Source organism: Brevibacterium yomogidense (genome assembly GCF_900163715.1).
In the GTDB taxonomy this organism is placed as follows: Bacteria; Actinomycetota; Actinomycetes; order Actinomycetales; family Brevibacteriaceae; genus Brevibacterium; species Brevibacterium yomogidense_A.
Map to the genome: position 1 here is coordinate 520494 of NZ_FWFF01000001.1, position 14845 is coordinate 535338.

14 protein-coding genes are annotated in these 14845 nt (G+C 67.0%); 7 read left to right on the forward strand and 7 right to left on the reverse strand.

Features of this window, described 5'->3' with window-relative positions; all coding sequences use genetic code 11:
• The first annotated feature begins 98 nt into the window (after positions 1-98).
• Positions 99-1619 carry a hypothetical protein gene (locus FM105_RS02115; protein WP_087003928.1) on the forward strand — a complete coding sequence of 507 codons (1521 nt, stop codon included), beginning with the start codon at positions 99-101 and terminating at the stop codon, positions 1617-1619.
• Here the strand turns inward: FM105_RS02115 and FM105_RS02120 are convergent.
• Positions 1586-2119, reverse strand: coding sequence for a DUF1648 domain-containing protein (locus FM105_RS02120; RefSeq protein WP_087003931.1), 534 nt, complete (start codon positions 2117-2119; stop codon positions 1586-1588). The two genes, FM105_RS02115 and FM105_RS02120, sit on opposite strands and share 34 nt — an antisense overlap.
• 166 nt (positions 2120-2285) lie before the next feature.
• Here FM105_RS02120 and FM105_RS02125 point away from each other — a divergent pair, with 166 nt between their 5' ends.
• Positions 2286-3092, forward strand: coding sequence for a cysteine hydrolase (locus tag FM105_RS02125; RefSeq protein ID WP_087003935.1), 807 nt, complete (start codon positions 2286-2288; stop codon positions 3090-3092).
• 90 nt (positions 3093-3182) lie between these two features.
• On the opposite strand, the gene FM105_RS02130 is transcribed toward FM105_RS02125, so the two are convergent.
• Positions 3183-3809: a flavin reductase family protein gene (locus FM105_RS02130; RefSeq protein WP_087003938.1), complete on the reverse strand. Its 627-nt coding sequence runs from the start codon at positions 3807-3809 to the stop codon at positions 3183-3185.
• 313 nt (positions 3810-4122) lie between these two features.
• Between FM105_RS02130 and FM105_RS02135 the strand changes: the two genes are divergently transcribed.
• The 5 genes from FM105_RS02135 (at position 4123) to rplI (ending at position 7543) form a co-directional block, all read left to right on the forward strand.
• Positions 4123-5535 (forward strand): choice-of-anchor L domain-containing protein, encoded by a 1413-nt coding sequence (locus tag FM105_RS02135; protein ID WP_143275787.1) that lies wholly within the window; start codon positions 4123-4125, stop codon positions 5533-5535.
• A 248-nt stretch (positions 5536-5783) separates the two neighbouring features.
• Positions 5784-6074 carry a 30S ribosomal protein S6 gene (gene rpsF / locus FM105_RS02140; protein ID WP_087003944.1) on the forward strand — a complete coding sequence of 97 codons (291 nt, stop codon included), beginning with the start codon at positions 5784-5786 and terminating at the stop codon, positions 6072-6074.
• A gap of 107 nt (positions 6075-6181) precedes the next feature.
• On the forward strand, positions 6182-6796 hold the full coding sequence (locus FM105_RS02145) for a single-stranded DNA-binding protein (protein ID WP_087003947.1): 615 nt from the start codon (positions 6182-6184) through the stop codon (positions 6794-6796).
• Between the two features lie 33 nt (positions 6797-6829).
• Positions 6830-7069: a 30S ribosomal protein S18 gene (rpsR, locus tag FM105_RS02150; protein ID WP_087003950.1), complete on the forward strand. Its 240-nt coding sequence runs from the start codon at positions 6830-6832 to the stop codon at positions 7067-7069.
• A gap of 15 nt (positions 7070-7084) precedes the next feature.
• Complete coding sequence (gene rplI, locus FM105_RS02155) at positions 7085-7543, forward strand: 50S ribosomal protein L9 (protein ID WP_087003952.1); 459 nt, start codon at positions 7085-7087, stop codon at positions 7541-7543.
• A gap of 116 nt (positions 7544-7659) precedes the next feature.
• Here the strand turns inward: rplI and codA are convergent, their stop codons facing one another.
• The 5 genes from codA to FM105_RS02180 all read right to left on the reverse strand — a co-directional run bounded on the left by codA (position 7660) and on the right by FM105_RS02180 (position 14679).
• On the reverse strand, positions 7660-8898 hold the full coding sequence (gene codA, locus FM105_RS02160; RefSeq protein WP_087003955.1) for a cytosine deaminase: 1239 nt from the start codon (positions 8896-8898) through the stop codon (positions 7660-7662).
• Positions 8873-10153 (reverse strand): cytosine permease, encoded by a 1281-nt coding sequence (codB, locus tag FM105_RS02165; protein WP_087003958.1) that lies wholly within the window; start codon positions 10151-10153, stop codon positions 8873-8875. Before codB ends, codA begins: the two co-directional genes overlap by 26 nt.
• A gap of 161 nt (positions 10154-10314) precedes the next feature.
• Complete coding sequence (locus FM105_RS02170; protein WP_087003961.1) at positions 10315-11616, reverse strand: M20 family metallo-hydrolase; 1302 nt, start codon at positions 11614-11616, stop codon at positions 10315-10317.
• A 47-nt stretch (positions 11617-11663) separates the two neighbouring features.
• Positions 11664-13097, reverse strand: coding sequence for a dihydropyrimidinase (hydA, locus tag FM105_RS02175; protein ID WP_087003964.1), 1434 nt, complete (start codon positions 13095-13097; stop codon positions 11664-11666).
• Between the two features lie 70 nt (positions 13098-13167).
• The gene (locus FM105_RS02180; protein ID WP_179207018.1) at positions 13168-14679 is read right to left on the reverse strand and encodes an NCS1 family nucleobase:cation symporter-1; all 1512 of its coding nucleotides are present in this window, start codon (positions 14677-14679) and stop codon (positions 13168-13170) included.
• Positions 14680-14845 lie beyond the last annotated feature (166 nt).

Below are 14845 nucleotides of genomic sequence, written 5' to 3' on the forward strand. Positions count from 1 at the left end.
TGTTGCGCATTCGAATCGCCAGCCCAGTCCCTCTGGTTCCGTTCCCGTCGGACCCGTGCGCGCCCGGACCCGCCCCCGCGTCACTTAGGCTGACTCCTATGGACAGGATCCCCGTGAGCAGCAAGCAGCCGGTGTCGCCCGCGCAGGTCGCCGCGCCTCTGCTGGGTGGTGCGGGAACCCGCTTCGCCCGTGCGGATCGCCGCGGTGCGACCAGCATCGCCTGGGCCCTGATGGGCCTGTTCGGGCTGTCCGTGCTCGTGGGTCTGCTGCTGCAGGTGCCGTGCCAGACAGGCGGATACGAACTGCCGCGTGCGGGGTTCCGGCTGTGTCAGTCGCCCGTGGCGCTGGCGATGGGCAGCGACGCGCTCCCGGACGCCGCAGGACGTGTCACCTCAGGCCTTGCCGGCTTCGCGCCTCTGACCTACTGGTTCGTCATCCTCATGTCGAGTCTGGGCGCCACCGCGGGAGAGGCCATGGGCTTCCTCCTGGTCCTCAACACCGCAGCGTTCGCCGCCATGGGGGTGGGCGTGCTCGCACTGGCCCGGGCGCTGGGCTTCGGCGCACCCCGTTCGCGTGCGGTGAGCCTGTCGTGGGCCATGGTCGCCTTCGTGTCCCCGGTGATCGTGTTCAGCATCGGCCAGTCACTGGACCCCGTCGGCGTCGCGCTCGCGGTCTGGGCCTGCGTCCTGCTGAGCGGCGCACGCACCACCCCGACGCTGCTGTCCGCGGGTGCGATGCTCGCCGTGGCGGCCTTCACCGGTCCGCTCGGGCTCATCGTGCTGGTGGGGGTCCTCATCGGTGCTTCACGCGATCGGGGGAACGCGATCCTCGTGCTCGCCGGCTTCGCTCTCGCCTCGGGTCTCCTGACCCTGGCAGACGGACGGCTCCCCTCACGCCTGTCAGTCTGGATGGCCGACGCGGTGGATCGCGGATCGATCGCCTCCGTCGTCCTGGCTCAGGGGTGGGGCGACGAACCCACCTTCGTGACGGGTCTGCTGGTCGTCTGGACGCTGGGCGTCGTCGCGATCACCGCTATGGCCGCGTCGCGGATGATGCTCGCCCCCACAGCCGCCGCCGAGGTCGCAGACACCGATGCTGACAACGCCACTGCGGAAGACCTGTCCTCTTCCACGTCCTCTCGCCTGGATCTGCTGAGGAGGCTGGAGAAGACGGACGACGTCGCCCACCTGCAGCAGACGGTGCTCACCATCACGGCCCTCCTGGCGCTGTCCGTGGTGGTGGCGCCCGGCTCGTCGACGTCGATGTCCCTGTGGCTGCTGCCGTTCGCCGCACTGTCGGTGCGTCTGCTCCCCGTGATGGGACTGTGGTTCCTCACAGAGCTCGGCTTCGCCATCGCGGTGCCGCTCGCGGATGTCACAGCACTGGACGAGTCTGCGGGACTGGATTCGACGTGGATGGGGCTGCTGACCCTGCTGCGCTTCTTCGCACTGACCCTCATCATGGCCTTCGCGCTCGACGAGCTCTTCCGCGCAGGCCGCAAGCGGGTCGCACGACGGCAGGAGGCTGCGCGTGCGATGGAGCTGAACCCGGCGCCCGGTCAGGCGGGTGCGGAGACGGCGCCCGATCAGGCTCCTGAGGAATCGTCGGGCACCGCGTAGCGACCCCCGACTGCGAGGAAGACGCAGTAGCCGATCATCGCAGCCAGATAGATCGAGACAGCGATGACTGATGTGATCCCGAACGGACCTGCTGACTCAGTCCGCTGAGCCGTGAGTGCCACGGTGGTGCTGATGATCGCGACGAAGACGAATGTGATGCCCATGAGGAAGTCGATGTCGGCACGCATACGACGATTGAACGTCGGACGATTGTCCGGCGCCGTCCAGTAGGCGTGCGCGGCGCGGTCCGGCAGGTTGATCCACGACGCGTCGACGCGTGACACCAATGCCTTCGAACCGACGGTGACGAGCAAGAGGAATGCTCCCAGCCCCATCATGACGAGGACGTGGCTCGACTTCGAGGCCCACGCGTTCACCTCACCGCTGGAGCCGACGTGCTGGGGGACGGTGTCCGGGCCGATCAGGAGGGTGAGCAGCAGCCCGCAGACGTAGACGACGATGCCGATCCGCAGAGTGAGGCGGCGGAGTGGGTCTCTCATGGATCCAGCGTGCCACGCCGGAAGCGTGTGACGGCACGAGTCGTCGTGTGTCGTTCCGTGACGTTCCCGCCCGGACAGGATGGACGGGTCCCTAGCGTGCAGGTGAGGAGCGATGCACGGTGACCCGTCCATCGCGCAGGAATGTCCCGATCCACGAGGAGGACCCATGTCCGTCGCCACTGACACCACCACTGACACCGCCACTGACACCACCACTGCCAGCCCGGCCGTGACCGGATTCGATCGTGTGAGCCCGCTCGAACCGCTCGAGCTCCCCGGCGACGTCATCGCCGGGCTCCCACCCACGAACACCGATGCGATCCCCCCGCTTGCCGACCACTGGAAGCAGCTGGACCTGCGGGAGATCCTCAGGCGCCCCGCAGCCTTCGTATCCATCGGGCAGTCGAACTCCTGCTATCGGCCGGGCGGAGCTCAGTACGCCGAGGGGCACGCGCATCGTGGCACGCTGGACAAGACCGTGCGAGCCGCTGCCGCCGCGCGGCGGGCCGGGAACTTCGCTTTCAACTGGGTGGGCTACTCGATCTTCCGCGACGACTACCCGAAGTCCGATTTCGACCGCGTGCAGTACCACTCGTGGACCGGAGCGATCGACGCGACGCCGGAGCAGATCGCGTGGGACAACACCCTGGTGGGCGAACTGCGTGAACTCGTGGAGCCTGGTGACCGGGAATTCTTCGAGACGGCGTTCCAGACCGCCTTCGTCGGGACCGACCTCATGGGTGACCTGGCACGTCGCAGGGTCGAGGTCATCGTGCTCGCCGGCATCCACCTGGACTGGTGCATCGAGGGCAACGCGCGAGCAGCGCGGGACAACGGCTTCCTGCCGATCGTCATCGGCGACACCACGGGAGCCCAGAAGCCCGAACAGGAGCAGGCCGCCTTCGAGCGCATCAACGAGTTCTTCGCTCCGGTCATCTCCACCGAGGAGTTCGTCGGCCTCCTGCAGGACTGACGGCTGCTGAGCTGCCGGCTGCTGAGCTGCCGGCAGCTCAGCAGCTGACGGCTGTTCAGCAGCCGGGTGTTGAGCCGTCAGCTCCGCTGCTCACTGCGGGTTGCCGCCGCCGTGCGGCCGCGGGGCCGATAAGACGTCGCCCAGGGAGCCCCACTCATTGCGACCCAGACGGGCCAGGGGATCCAGGTCCTGCGCGAGCGGCAGGGTGCGTCCCCGCGCATCGGTGCTCAGCGTGCGGGTGTCCACAGCGACGTGGACGACCCGCCCCAGCACCATGAAGCTGTCGCCCACCGGGATGATGCGTTCGACGGTGCACTCCATGACGGCTGGGGACGATGCCACGCGCGGCGGGGCGACGACGGCGGAGGGCTCCTGGGCGACCGCGGCGGCCTCGAACTCGCTGACCTCCGGCGCGTAGCCGGCGGACGTCTGGTTGGCCTCCTCGAACTGCGGCCGGGAGACGAGCGAGACGGTGAACTCGCCGGTCGCCTCGGCGTTGGCGAGGGTGTCCTTGCGGCCGGTGGAGGAGAACATGACGACCGGCGGCGTCTCGGAGACCATCGTGAAGAACGAGTGCGGGGCGAGGTTCGCGACGCCTGCGTCGTCAGTCGTGCCCACCCACGCGATCGGGCGTGGGATCAGGATCGACTTCATGAGCAGCGTCGTCTCGCGGTCGCCCAGTGCGATCGGCTCGAATTCTGTACGTTGTGGTCGCATGAGGTCAGTATGCCAGGCGGTTCGCCGGATCCTCTGCGTTGAGCAGATGCACGGCTCTGACCTCGACGTATCTGTGCCACCTCCGGACGAACCGCCGCATGCCCGGTTCATGAGGCGCACATCTCTCTTTCGAATCACGAAACGTTGAGCTATCTTGAAGGCGGCGCTCGAGGTGGCCGAACGGACCATCATCGGGCCGCGAGCGCACGCTTCGTGCCTGCCCGCAGTCGCAGGAGTGCAGTGCACTCGCTGTGGAGAGTCGCACAACCGAGCGGACTCGCGGGGCGGGGAACTGACAGAGAGTGGACTGGTAGTGAGAACTGAACGTGTGAAATGGGGCGCTCTGGCAGCAGCGTCCGCGCTGATCTTCGCCGGCCTGGTGCCGACCGCGGCACAGGCGAGCCCAGCCGCAGCCTCGGCTGAACGATCTGCTGCGGCGGCAGCAGACGGAGATGTGGAAGCCGCGTCTCCCGGCCAGGAGGCCACGGATCTGACGAGTGGCGACCTGACCGCCGATGATCTGGTGGAGACGCTGATCGGCGAGGGCATCACCTACTCGAACGCCGTGTACACGGGCGCCGCCGAGGGTGCCGGTGAGGTGACCGGCATGAGCGCTGTCGGTGTGGAGGGCGGCGTCGCCCTGTCCTCGGGAAGCATCGCGGACAGCGACCTCGGTCCGTCGTCGGTCCTGGGGCCGAACGAACTCACCGGGAACACCTCTGTTCTCGGAGTGCCAGGCGATTCTGACCTGAATCTGATCGTCGATCCCCTGACCACCATGGATGCGTCAGTCCTCGAGTTCGACTTCGTTCCGGATACGGACCAGGTGAAGTTCACGTACGTGTTCGGATCTGATGAGTACAACGAGTACGTCGACTCGGACTACAACGACGTGTTCGGCTTCTACGTCAATGGCAGCAACTGTGCTGTCGTCGACACGGACGAGGGCACTGCTCCGGTCACGATCAACACGATCAACAACGGCGTGAACTCGTCCCTGTACAACGACAATGATGCGGAGGCCGGCCACCCCCACGAGACGGAGATGGACGGCTTCACCGAGCCGTTGGTCTGTGCTTCCGACGTCACACCCGGTGAGACGAACCACGTGAAGCTGGCAATCGCTGATACGGCTGACGCCACCCGTGACTCCGCAGTGCTGATCTCTGCGGGGACATTCGCGGCGAACACTGCGCCGACCGCGGAGGACGCGACCTACACGACCACCATCGACACCCCCGTCAGCACACCGCTGGTGGCCTCCGACCCGGACGGTGACGAGCTCACCTACACGGTGGTCGAGGAGCCGGCGGAAGGCACCCTGAGCGGGGACGCTCCGGATCTGACGTACACGCCGGCCGAGGGCTACGAAGGGCAGGAGACCTTCACATTCACGGCGAACGACGGCGCGGAAGACTCGAACGTCGCGACGGTGACGGTCAACGTCGTTGACGAGGCTCCTACGGCCGAGCCGACGGTCGAGCCCACGGCCGAACCGACACAGGAGCCGTCCGCGGAGCCCACTGACGATCCGACCACGAGCCCATCGCCGGCTCCGTCGGAGACGCCAGCACCGGCGCCTGAGCCCGAGCCGTCCGCGGATCCCCAGCCCGGCGAGGATCTGCCGCGCACGGGTTCAGATATCGGTGTCGCACTGACAGCGGGTGGCCTGCTGACCGCCGCAGGTGCAGTGTTCCTGTTCATCGCCCGTCGTCGCAGGGCATGAGTCTGAGTCGAGCCAGGGCCTCACACTGAGAGGCACCGGCGCGAGGAGCTGAAGGGGTGGGGCACTCGACAGAGTGCCCCACCCCTTCTGACTCCCGGCAGCAGAGGTGCGAGGCTCTCTACTCGTGCGGTAGACTCAGACGGCTGTCCTGTGCGCCCCTGTGCGCAGAACCACTGGGCAGCGCAACGCAATTACCCTCCTGCCACGGATGGACCGTGGCCGCTGAGACCAGAGGAGGTGGGTGACACATGCGTAAGTACGAGCTCATGCTCATCCTCGATCCAGAGATCGACGAGCGCTCCGTGAACACCAATGTCGAGAAGCTCTTGAAGGTCGTGCCCGCGCAGGGCGGGACCGTCGACAACGTGGATGTCTGGGGCCGTCGCCGCTTCGCGTACGAGATCAACAAGAAGTCGGAAGGCTTCTACGTGGTCATCGATCTGAACGCGGATCCGGAGACTGTGAAGGAACTCGATCGCCAGCTCGGACTCAACGAGTCCGTCATGCGCACGAAGATCCTTCGCCCCGACGCCAAGTGACCGCACCCGCGGTCTGATCCCACGGTTCGGATCCTTCCGGGTCCGACCCCACATCCCCACCCATCCACTCGAGTCGCACCACAACACTGCGCAGCAGAGGAGTCATCATGGCAGGCGAGACAGTCATCACCGTCGTCGGAAACGTCACTGCTGACCCGGAGCTGAGGTTCACCGCGAACGGCGCAGCCGTCGCGAACTTCACCGTGGCGTCCACGCCGCGGACCTTCGACCGTCAGACCAGTGAATGGCGCGACGGGGAGACCCTCTTCCTGCGCTGCAGCGCGTGGCGCGAAATGGCCGAGAACGTCGCGGAGACGCTGTCACGCGGCACCCGCGTCGTCGCGCAGGGCCGGCTGCGGTCCCGCACCTTCGACACGAAGGAGGGCGAACGCCGCACGGTGTTCGAGCTCGACGTCGACGAAGTCGGCCCCAGCCTCCGCTATGCCTCCGCGAACGTCACGAAGAACGAGCGCGGCGGCGGATTCAGCGGCGGTGGCCAGGGCGGCCAGCAGGGCGGATTCGGTGGCGGAGGCCAGGGTGGCGGCCAGCAGGGAGGGTTCGGCGGAGGCCGTGCCCCCCAGCAGGGAAGCCAGCAGGGCGGTCAGTGGGGAGCCAACCCGCAGCAGGGCGGACGCCCTGCGCAGGAGGACCCGTGGGCGTCGTCGAACCCGCAGAGCGGTGGCGGTTGGGGCAGCCCGACCAACGACGAACCACCGTTCTGATCGTTACTTCTCACATTCACACAGGAGCACATCATGGCGAAGCCGGATCCCCGGAAGCCCATCAAGAAGAAGGCCAACCCGCTCAAGCGCGGGGAAGCCGCAACCATCACCTACAAGGACACCGCGACGCTGCGCAAGTTCATCTCGGACCGCGGCAAGATCCGCGCCCGTCGCGTCACCGGTGTCTCCGTGCAGGAACAGCGCATCATCGCGAAGGCCGTGAAGAACGCCCGCGAAATGGCGCTGCTCCCGTACACCGGCGTCGGCCGCTGATAGGAGGAGAGAAGAATGGCAACCAGGAAGCTCATCCTCACCCAGGAAGTCGACCGTCTCGGCGCTGCCGGTGACGTCGTCGAGGTGCGGGCCGGATACGCCCGCAACCTGCTCATCCCGCGCGGTCTGGCCACTCCGTGGTCGGCCGGTGCGCAGAAGCAGATCGACGCACTCCGGAAGGCCCGTCAGGCCCGCCAGATCGCCGATCGCGACGAGGCACTCGCCCTCAAGGGCAAGATCGAGTCGACGACGGCTCGCATCGAGATGAAGTCGGGCAAGGGCGGACGCCTGTTCGGCGCCGTCACCTCGGCGCTCGTCGCCGACGCGGTCAGCACGGCAGTCGGCGCGCAGTTCGACCGTCGTCAGGTGGCCCTGCCGGGCCACGTGAAGGCCGCCGGTCTGCACACCGCGACCGTCCGCGTCCACGACGAGATCACCGCGAACGCCAAGTTCGAGGTCATCGGCAAGGCCTGATCGCACAGATCAGTGCCGGAGGCGCGTGAGCGTCGCCGCATGACGGTCGAGGCCCCGGGAACCCGCACAGGTTCCCGGGGCCTCGGCCGTTGTGAGCCTCCGCAGAGACGTGGTCCTCAGAAGAGGATCTCCGTGGTGGCCGGTTCCGTCCGCACGAGCTGCCGCCCCTCGCGGTAGGAGGCGATGACCGGAGCGTTGAAGCTCAGCGCGTCGTACCACGTGGGCGCATCGAGGATGATGAAGCTCGCAGGACGCCCGACCCCGAAGCCGTAGTCCTCCGCACCCAGATGCAGGGTGCGCGCCGCGTTGTGCGTGATGAACCGATAGCTCTGGTCGATCTCCTGCTTGCCCATCATCTGCGTCACGTGCAGTCCGTTGAAGACCACATCGCGCAGGTTCCCCGTGCCGAGCGGATTCCACGGATCGACGATGTCGTCCTGTCCGAAGCTCACGTTGATGCCGGCATCCGTCAGCTCCTTGACCCGCGTGACCCCGCGCCGCTTCGGATACGTGTCCATGCGGCCCTGCAGGTGCGTGTTCACCAGGGGGTTGGACACGAAGTTGATGCCGCTCATCGTCAGCAGGCGCAGCAGCTTCGTGAAGTACGCATTGTTGTACGAGTGCGTCGCCGTGGTGTGGCTGGCGGTCACGCGGTCGCGCAGGCCCATCTCCAGCGCGCGCGTCGCGAGCGTCTCCAGTCCGCGCGCCGCCTCATCGTCGATCTCGTCGCAGTGCACATCGACGAGCAGACCGAACTCCTCCGCCAGGCTGCACGCGAAGTTCAGCGAATCGACGGAGTACTCGCGCGTGAACTCGAAGTGCGGGATCGCCCCGATCACATCGACGCCCATCCCCGCTGCCCGCCGCATGAGGTCCTCGCCGTCCGGGAAGGACTGGATGCCCTCCTGGGGGAACGCAACGATCTGCAGCGTGACGAAGTCCTTGAGCTCATCGCGCAGCTCGAGCATCGCGTGCAGGGCCGTCAGCTCCGGGTCCGTGACATCGACGTGCGTGCGCACGTACTGGATGCCGAAGCGCGCCTGCTGTCGCACAGCGCGGTTGACGCGCTCCTTCACATCCTCGACGGTGAGCGAGCGCTTCCGCTCACTCCACACCTCGATGCCCTCGAACAGGGTGCCGGATTCGTTCCAGCGCGGTTCACCCGCGGTGAGCGCGGAATCGAGGTGGACGTGCGATTCGATGATCGGGGGCAGCCCCAGCCGCCCCTCCGCGTCGAACACCTCTTCGTCGGCCAGCGGCTCGAGGTGGTCCTCGATGGCCGCGAACACGCCATCCGCGACGCGGACATCGCTGGCCTCGTCCGCATCGTCAATCCGCAGATTCCGAAACAGCATGGTCCGCCTTCCCTTCTCCTGCGGCACGCTGGATGAGCGCGCCGATCACGTAGCAGATGACCCCGACGACGATCGCATTGATCGCGCCGATGCCCCAGTCCACGAACCAGCCTGCCAGTCCGCCGGCGACCACGCCCACGACGGCACCCCAGGCGACGACTCTGCCACCACGGTCGGGCGCGGCGTACGCCTTCCGTCGCCAGAGGTAGTCGACGATGATGATCGCGCCGATGGGCGGGAGCGTCGCGTTGAGGAAGTTCAGCCAGCCGATGAAGTTGTCGTAGAGCCACAGAGACGTGAGCGTGCCGAGGATGCCGGAGATGAGGACCAGCGGCCGCTTGCGGATCTTGGTGATGTTCGCGAGCCCCAGGCCCGTGGTGTAGAGCGCGTTGTTGTTGGTGGTCCAGATGTTGGCGCCCAGGACGATCAGGGCCGGGATCATGAGTCCCTGCGCGATCATCACGTAGAAGATGTCATCCTGGCCGCTGAACGCGCCGCCTACAGCACCGAAGCTGAACATCAGCGTGTTGCCGAGGAAGAAGGCGATGACTGTCATGAGGACCGCGATGCTGGCGGACTTCGCGAAGCGCGTGAAGTTCGGGGTGGCGGTTCCGCCGGAGACGAACGAGCCGATCACCATGCCGACGGCGACTGTCAGGGGCATGCCGGTCGACTGTCCGAAGATCGCTTCGAGGCCGCCGCCCTCCCGCGTCGCGGAGACCATCGACCACGTGCCGAGGATCGCGATGAGCGGCACGGATATGAAGCTCACGATCTCGATGGCCCTGATGCCGTAGTACGCCGAGGCCGTCATGAGCGCTCCCGCGACGATGACGATCGGCCACGGTCCGATGCCCAGCAGCTCACCGGTCGGGTTCGCGAACATCGCCACACCGACCCCGAACCAGCCCATCTGCGTGAAGGCGATCAGTGCGGACGGGAGGTAGGAGCCGCGGGTGCCGAAGGCACGCTGGGCGAGGAGGTCGAGGCCTTCGCCCGTCTTGGCGCCGATGTAGCCCAGCGCGCCGGTGTAGGCGCCCAGGATGAGGCCTCCGATGACCACGGCCCAGATGAACCCCGTGAGGTCCACTCCGTTCCCCAGCCCCGCTCCGACGCTCATCGAGGCGGAGAAGAACGTGAAGCCCAGCATGACGAAGCCGACTCGCCAGAAGCCGCGCCGCTTCGTCAGCGGCACCGCCTCGAAGGAGAAGTCCTCGTCTACCGCGTTCCGGGTGTGAGCGACGTCGTCGGACATTGCGACTTCCTTAGCCTCGATGAAGACCCGCGCAGAGTGGTCTGTGGACGAACCGGCTGCGCACAGTCGCGCATTCTCGTTGATCGTAGTGGAGTGACGGCATCATGCCCAGACGCCGTGAGACGACGTCTGGGCATGATGACCTGCGGTTCCGTCCTGGATCAGGCTGCCGGCGACCCGGGATAGGCGACTCCGTCGAGCTCTCCCTGGACCATCCGCTCCAGCACGCCCACCAGTGACGTGAGACCGGTGACCATGTCCTCGTCGGACGTGAACTCCCGCTCGCAGTGGGACACGCCGTCCGCAGACGGGATGAACATCATGACCGACGGCGTCACGGTGTTCATCGCGACGGAGTCATGGCCGGCCATCGTCTGCATCCGCACGATCCCCGCGCCCATGTCCGCGGCGACCTTCTCCTGGAGCTCGACGCCCTCGATCGGGTAGTAGCGGTTGGGACGGATGTCGAAGTCCTCCGCGACGATCCGCAGGTCCGTCTTCTCCTCGACCTTCGTGAACTCCGCGAGCAGCCAGTCCCGCGCGTCCTTGACGATCTGGGGATCGTTCGCGCGGAGATCCGCCACGAGGTGGACGCGCGAGTTCACGACGATGGGCGAGTTGGGCTCGACCGTCACCTGCCCGACGGAGGACACCAGCGTCTCCTCCGGGAAGCGCTCGCAGATCTCCTGGAACAGGAGGATGACGTGGGCCGCGCCGACCAGCGCATCGTGGCGGTCCGCCATCGCTGTGGCACCCGTGTGCGACTGCTCGCCGAGCACCTCGATATCGAGCTTCTGGGTGTACCAGGACGAATCGACCGCGCCCAGGGGCAGCCCGTCGCGCTCGAGGATCCTGCCCTGCTCGATATGGATCTCCGCATAGCCCTTGACCGAGTCCACCGGTGGCACGCCGGGCGCATCGTCGGAGCCCAGGTAGTCGATCGATGTGAGTGCCTCGCGGACGCTCACTCCTGCGAGGTCGGTGACCTCGAGCATCTTCTGACGGTCCATGAGGCCCGCATAGACGGAGCTGCCCATGATGGAGGGCGGGAAGCGCCCACCCTCCTCGTTGAACCAGTCGACGACGACGAGGTCGTGGTCCGCAGTCAGCTCACCGTCGCGGACCCGCTGCTCGACCTGAGCTGCGGCATGGAGTGACGCGAGCACGCCGTATGCGCCGTCGAACCGTCCCCCCTTCGGCTGCGAATCGAGGTGGGACCCGGTCATGATGACTCCCGCCTGCTCCTCTCGTCCTGACACGAGCGGGACACGAGCGAAGAGGTTCCCGATCCCGTCGACGCCGGTCTCCCAGCCGCGCTCCTTCGCGAACCGGACGAACCAGTCACGGGTCTGCTTGTCCTCCGGGGTCGCCGACTGGCGCTCGACGCCCCCGGACTCCGTGGCGCCGATCTTCGCGACCTCGTGGAAGTCGCGGAGGAAGGCGTCCTCTGGTGTCGTTGTCACTGCGGGTCTCCTTGCTGGTGAGATGGGGTCGGACCGATACCGTCCGCTCAGGTGAGGTACTGCGACGTGCCGCGCTTGAGGTACTGCCCGTCGCCCTTGCGGCCCAGGTACTGATCGTTCTGCACGACGATCTTGCCGCGGCTCACGACCGTGTCGACCTTCCCGTCGATCTCGAAGCCCTCCCAGGCGGAGTAGTCGATGTCCATGTGGGCGGTGTCCGCGCTGATCGTCGTGTGCCCGTTGGGGTCGTAGACCACGATGTCGCCGTCCGCGCCGGGCTGGATGACACCCTTCTTGCCGTAGAGGCCGAACATGCGAGCCGGCGTGGTCGATGTGATCTCGACGAACCGCTCCAGGGTGATCTTCCCGTCGACGACCCCCTGGTACAGGAGGTCGAGGCGGTGCTCCACCGTGCCGAACCCGTTGGGGATCTTCGAGAAGTCGTCCGCCCCGAGCTCCTTCTGCTCCTTCATGCAGAACGGGCAGTGGTCGGTCGAGACCATCTGGATCTCGTTCGTCCGCAGCGCCTTCCACAGGAAGTCCTGGTGCCCTTCGTGCTTGGAGCGCAGCGGCGGCGAGGCCACCCACTTGGCGCCTTCGAACTCTCCTCGTTCGGCGCTGTGTGCTCCGAGCTGGTCCTCGAGGCTGAAGTAGAGGTACTGCGGGCAGGTCTCTCCGAAGACGTTCGCCCCGCGGCCGCGGGCCTCGGCGATCTGCATGGCGGCCTGCTTCGCCGTCACGTGGACGAAGTACAGGGGACAGTCTGCGACGTCGGCGAGCATGATCGCCCGGTGCGTCGCCTCCTCCTCCAGCTGCCACGGCCGTGTGAGGCCGTGATTGATCGGTCCGGTCTCTCCCCGGCCGAGCGCCTGCTCCACGAGGACGTCGATGACCGACCCGTTCTCCGCGTGCATCATCATGAGCGCGCCGTTTTCCGCACCCTTCTGGAAGGCGCGGAAGATCTGGCCGTCGTCGGACAGGAAGACGCCCTTGTAGGCCATGAAGAGCTTGAAGCTCGTGACGCCCTCGTCGACGAGCTCGTCCATCGCGGTGAGCGATTCCGGCTGGATGTCGGAGAGGATCTGGTGGAATCCGTAGTCGATGGCGCAGTTGCCCGCCGCCTTCTCGTGCCACAGGTTGTACTGGTCGAGCACCCGCTGGTCCGGATACTGCGTGATGAAGTCGATGATCGTCGTCGTACCCCCGTAGGCGGCCGCGCGCGTACCCGTCTCGAACGTGTCCGACGCGAATGTCCCGCCGAACGGCATCTCCATGTGGGTGTGGGCATCCACGCCGCCGGGCAGCACGTACTTGCCGGTCGCGTCGACGATCTGATCGACGGTCCTCTTCAGGTCGGAGCCGAGCAGTTCGGAACCGGGAGGCAGGACGCCGACGATGGTCTCGCCGTCGATGAGGACGTCCGCCTCGACCCTGCCGGTCGTGTTGACCACGGTCCCGCCCGTGATGAGTGTGGTTGTCATCGTGACCTCCTGTGTCGTGTGCTGTCGTTGTGGTCTGGGGATGTGTGGGGCGGGGCTGCCGGCGTCGCCGTCAGCGGATCCCGGCCGGTGCCTCGGCGGGCGGGTCGGTCTGGGCCGTCGGCACGGTCGCATCCGCGCCCGAGGCCGCCCCCGCCGGGAGCACCGGCGACGGTGTGCGGGAGTTGAGGAGGGCGTACACGAGGCCGCCCACCACGATGCCCGCGGGCCAGGCGAAGGGCACGGCGTCGGACCAGGCGGGAACGAAGGTCAGCAGGAGGGAGATGAGGCCGCCCACCGCGAGCGCTCCGATCGCCCGCGGGTTGTAGCCGCGGCGGTAGAAGTAGATGCCGTCGGGATCGTCCGTGAAGAGCGACTCCGTGTCGAACCGCTTGCGGCGCAGCAGGTAGTAGTCGACCGTGACGATGCCGAACAGCGGTCCCATGAACGCGCCGATGCTGCCGATGAGCTGGTTGACGATGACGGGGCTGGAGAACAGGTTCCACGGGGTCACGACGACCGCGAGCACCGCGACGAGGGTGCCGGCGCGGCGGAACGTGAACCATTCGGGGCGGATGTTGATGAGGTCGTACACCGGTGCCACGAAGTTGCAGATGATGTTGACGCCGGCCGTCGCGATCGACACCGCGATGATCGTCACGAGCAGGATCGTCACGCTGTCGATGGCGCCCACGAGCTCGACGAGGTCCTTCGTCTCATCGCCGTACACCTTGTGCGCGGACAGGGCGATGACGACGGAGACGATGCCGAAGAGCGACGCGTTGATGAGGAGGCCCAGCGCGTTGCCGCGGCGGACCGACTGCTCGTTCGGGGCGTTGCGGGTGAAGTCCGCGAAATTCAGTGAGGGGCCGGACATGTACGCGGCGACGATGAACGCGGCGGACGCGACGCCCAGCACCTGGCGGGCGCCGGACGGGATCTCCGGTGTCGTGACGGCGGACAGGTCGATCGTCCAGCCGGCACGGGCGAGCATCCAGACGGCGAGCGCCAGCACGGCGATCCAGATCGTGGGGCCGGCGAAGTCGGTGAGGCGGCGGACCGTCTCCAGGCCGGACAGCAGCACGGCCAGCTGGAGCGCTGACAGCAGGAGGAAGCAGATCCAGCCCAAGGACGACAGTCCGAGGAAGGAGTTGCCCGCCAGGGCCGAGGTGCCGGGCGCGATCTTGAGGATGAGGATCATGACGGCCGCGGAGGCGAGCCAGGTCTGGATGCCGTACCAGAACACCGCGACGATCGCCCGGAGGATCGCGGGGATGTTCGCGCCGAACACGCCGAACGAGGCCCGGGCGAAGACGGGGAACGGGACCTTCTCGCGCTGCCCGGCGACGCCGGTGAGGTTGTTGAGGCCGTAGAGGATGATCGCGCCCGCGATGAACGCGATGATCGCCTGCCAGCCTGTCAGCCCGAACGCGAAGAGACCGATCGCCATCGTGTAGCCGGCCATCGAGTGCCAGCCGGCCATCCACCAGTTGAAGAGGTTGTGGGTCTTCCACGTGCTCGTCGCCGACTCCGGTGCCAGCTCCTTGTTGTAGAGCCTGGCGGATCGTGCGGGCATGTGGGACATGGACGGCCTCTTCTCGGGGGTCAAGCCAGCCCTGGAAGGTCGGAGACGCGTGCGCGGCCGGGCGGCATCATGAGTGGTGCCGTGGCCGCGACCGGTCGAGGCCCGCGCCCGCCTCCGCCAGGGCGGTCGGAGTGCTTCCATGCTCGCCGCTCGAGTGTGACGTGTC

Coding starts and splice junctions, on each gene's coding strand:
- rpsR (WP_087003950.1), top strand. CDS start 6,830: ATGGCGAAGCCGGATCCCCGGAAGCCCATCAAGAAGAAGGCCAACCCG.
- FM105_RS02180 (WP_179207018.1), bottom strand. CDS start 14,679: ATGTCCCACATGCCCGCACGATCCGCCAGGCTCTACAACAAGGAGCTG.
- FM105_RS02120 (WP_087003931.1), bottom strand. CDS start 2,119: ATGAGAGACCCACTCCGCCGCCTCACTCTGCGGATCGGCATCGTCGTC.
- FM105_RS02125 (WP_087003935.1), top strand. CDS start 2,286: ATGTCCGTCGCCACTGACACCACCACTGACACCGCCACTGACACCACC.
- hydA (WP_087003964.1), bottom strand. CDS start 13,097: ATGACAACCACACTCATCACGGGCGGGACCGTGGTCAACACGACCGGC.
- FM105_RS02145 (WP_087003947.1), top strand. CDS start 6,182: ATGGCAGGCGAGACAGTCATCACCGTCGTCGGAAACGTCACTGCTGAC.
- codB (WP_087003958.1), bottom strand. CDS start 10,153: ATGTCCGACGACGTCGCTCACACCCGGAACGCGGTAGACGAGGACTTC.
- rpsF (WP_087003944.1), top strand. CDS start 5,784: ATGCGTAAGTACGAGCTCATGCTCATCCTCGATCCAGAGATCGACGAG.
- codA (WP_087003955.1), bottom strand. CDS start 8,898: ATGCTGTTTCGGAATCTGCGGATTGACGATGCGGACGAGGCCAGCGAT.
- rplI (WP_087003952.1), top strand. CDS start 7,085: ATGGCAACCAGGAAGCTCATCCTCACCCAGGAAGTCGACCGTCTCGGC.
- FM105_RS02115 (WP_087003928.1), top strand. CDS start 99: ATGGACAGGATCCCCGTGAGCAGCAAGCAGCCGGTGTCGCCCGCGCAG.
- FM105_RS02130 (WP_087003938.1), bottom strand. CDS start 3,809: ATGCGACCACAACGTACAGAATTCGAGCCGATCGCACTGGGCGACCGC.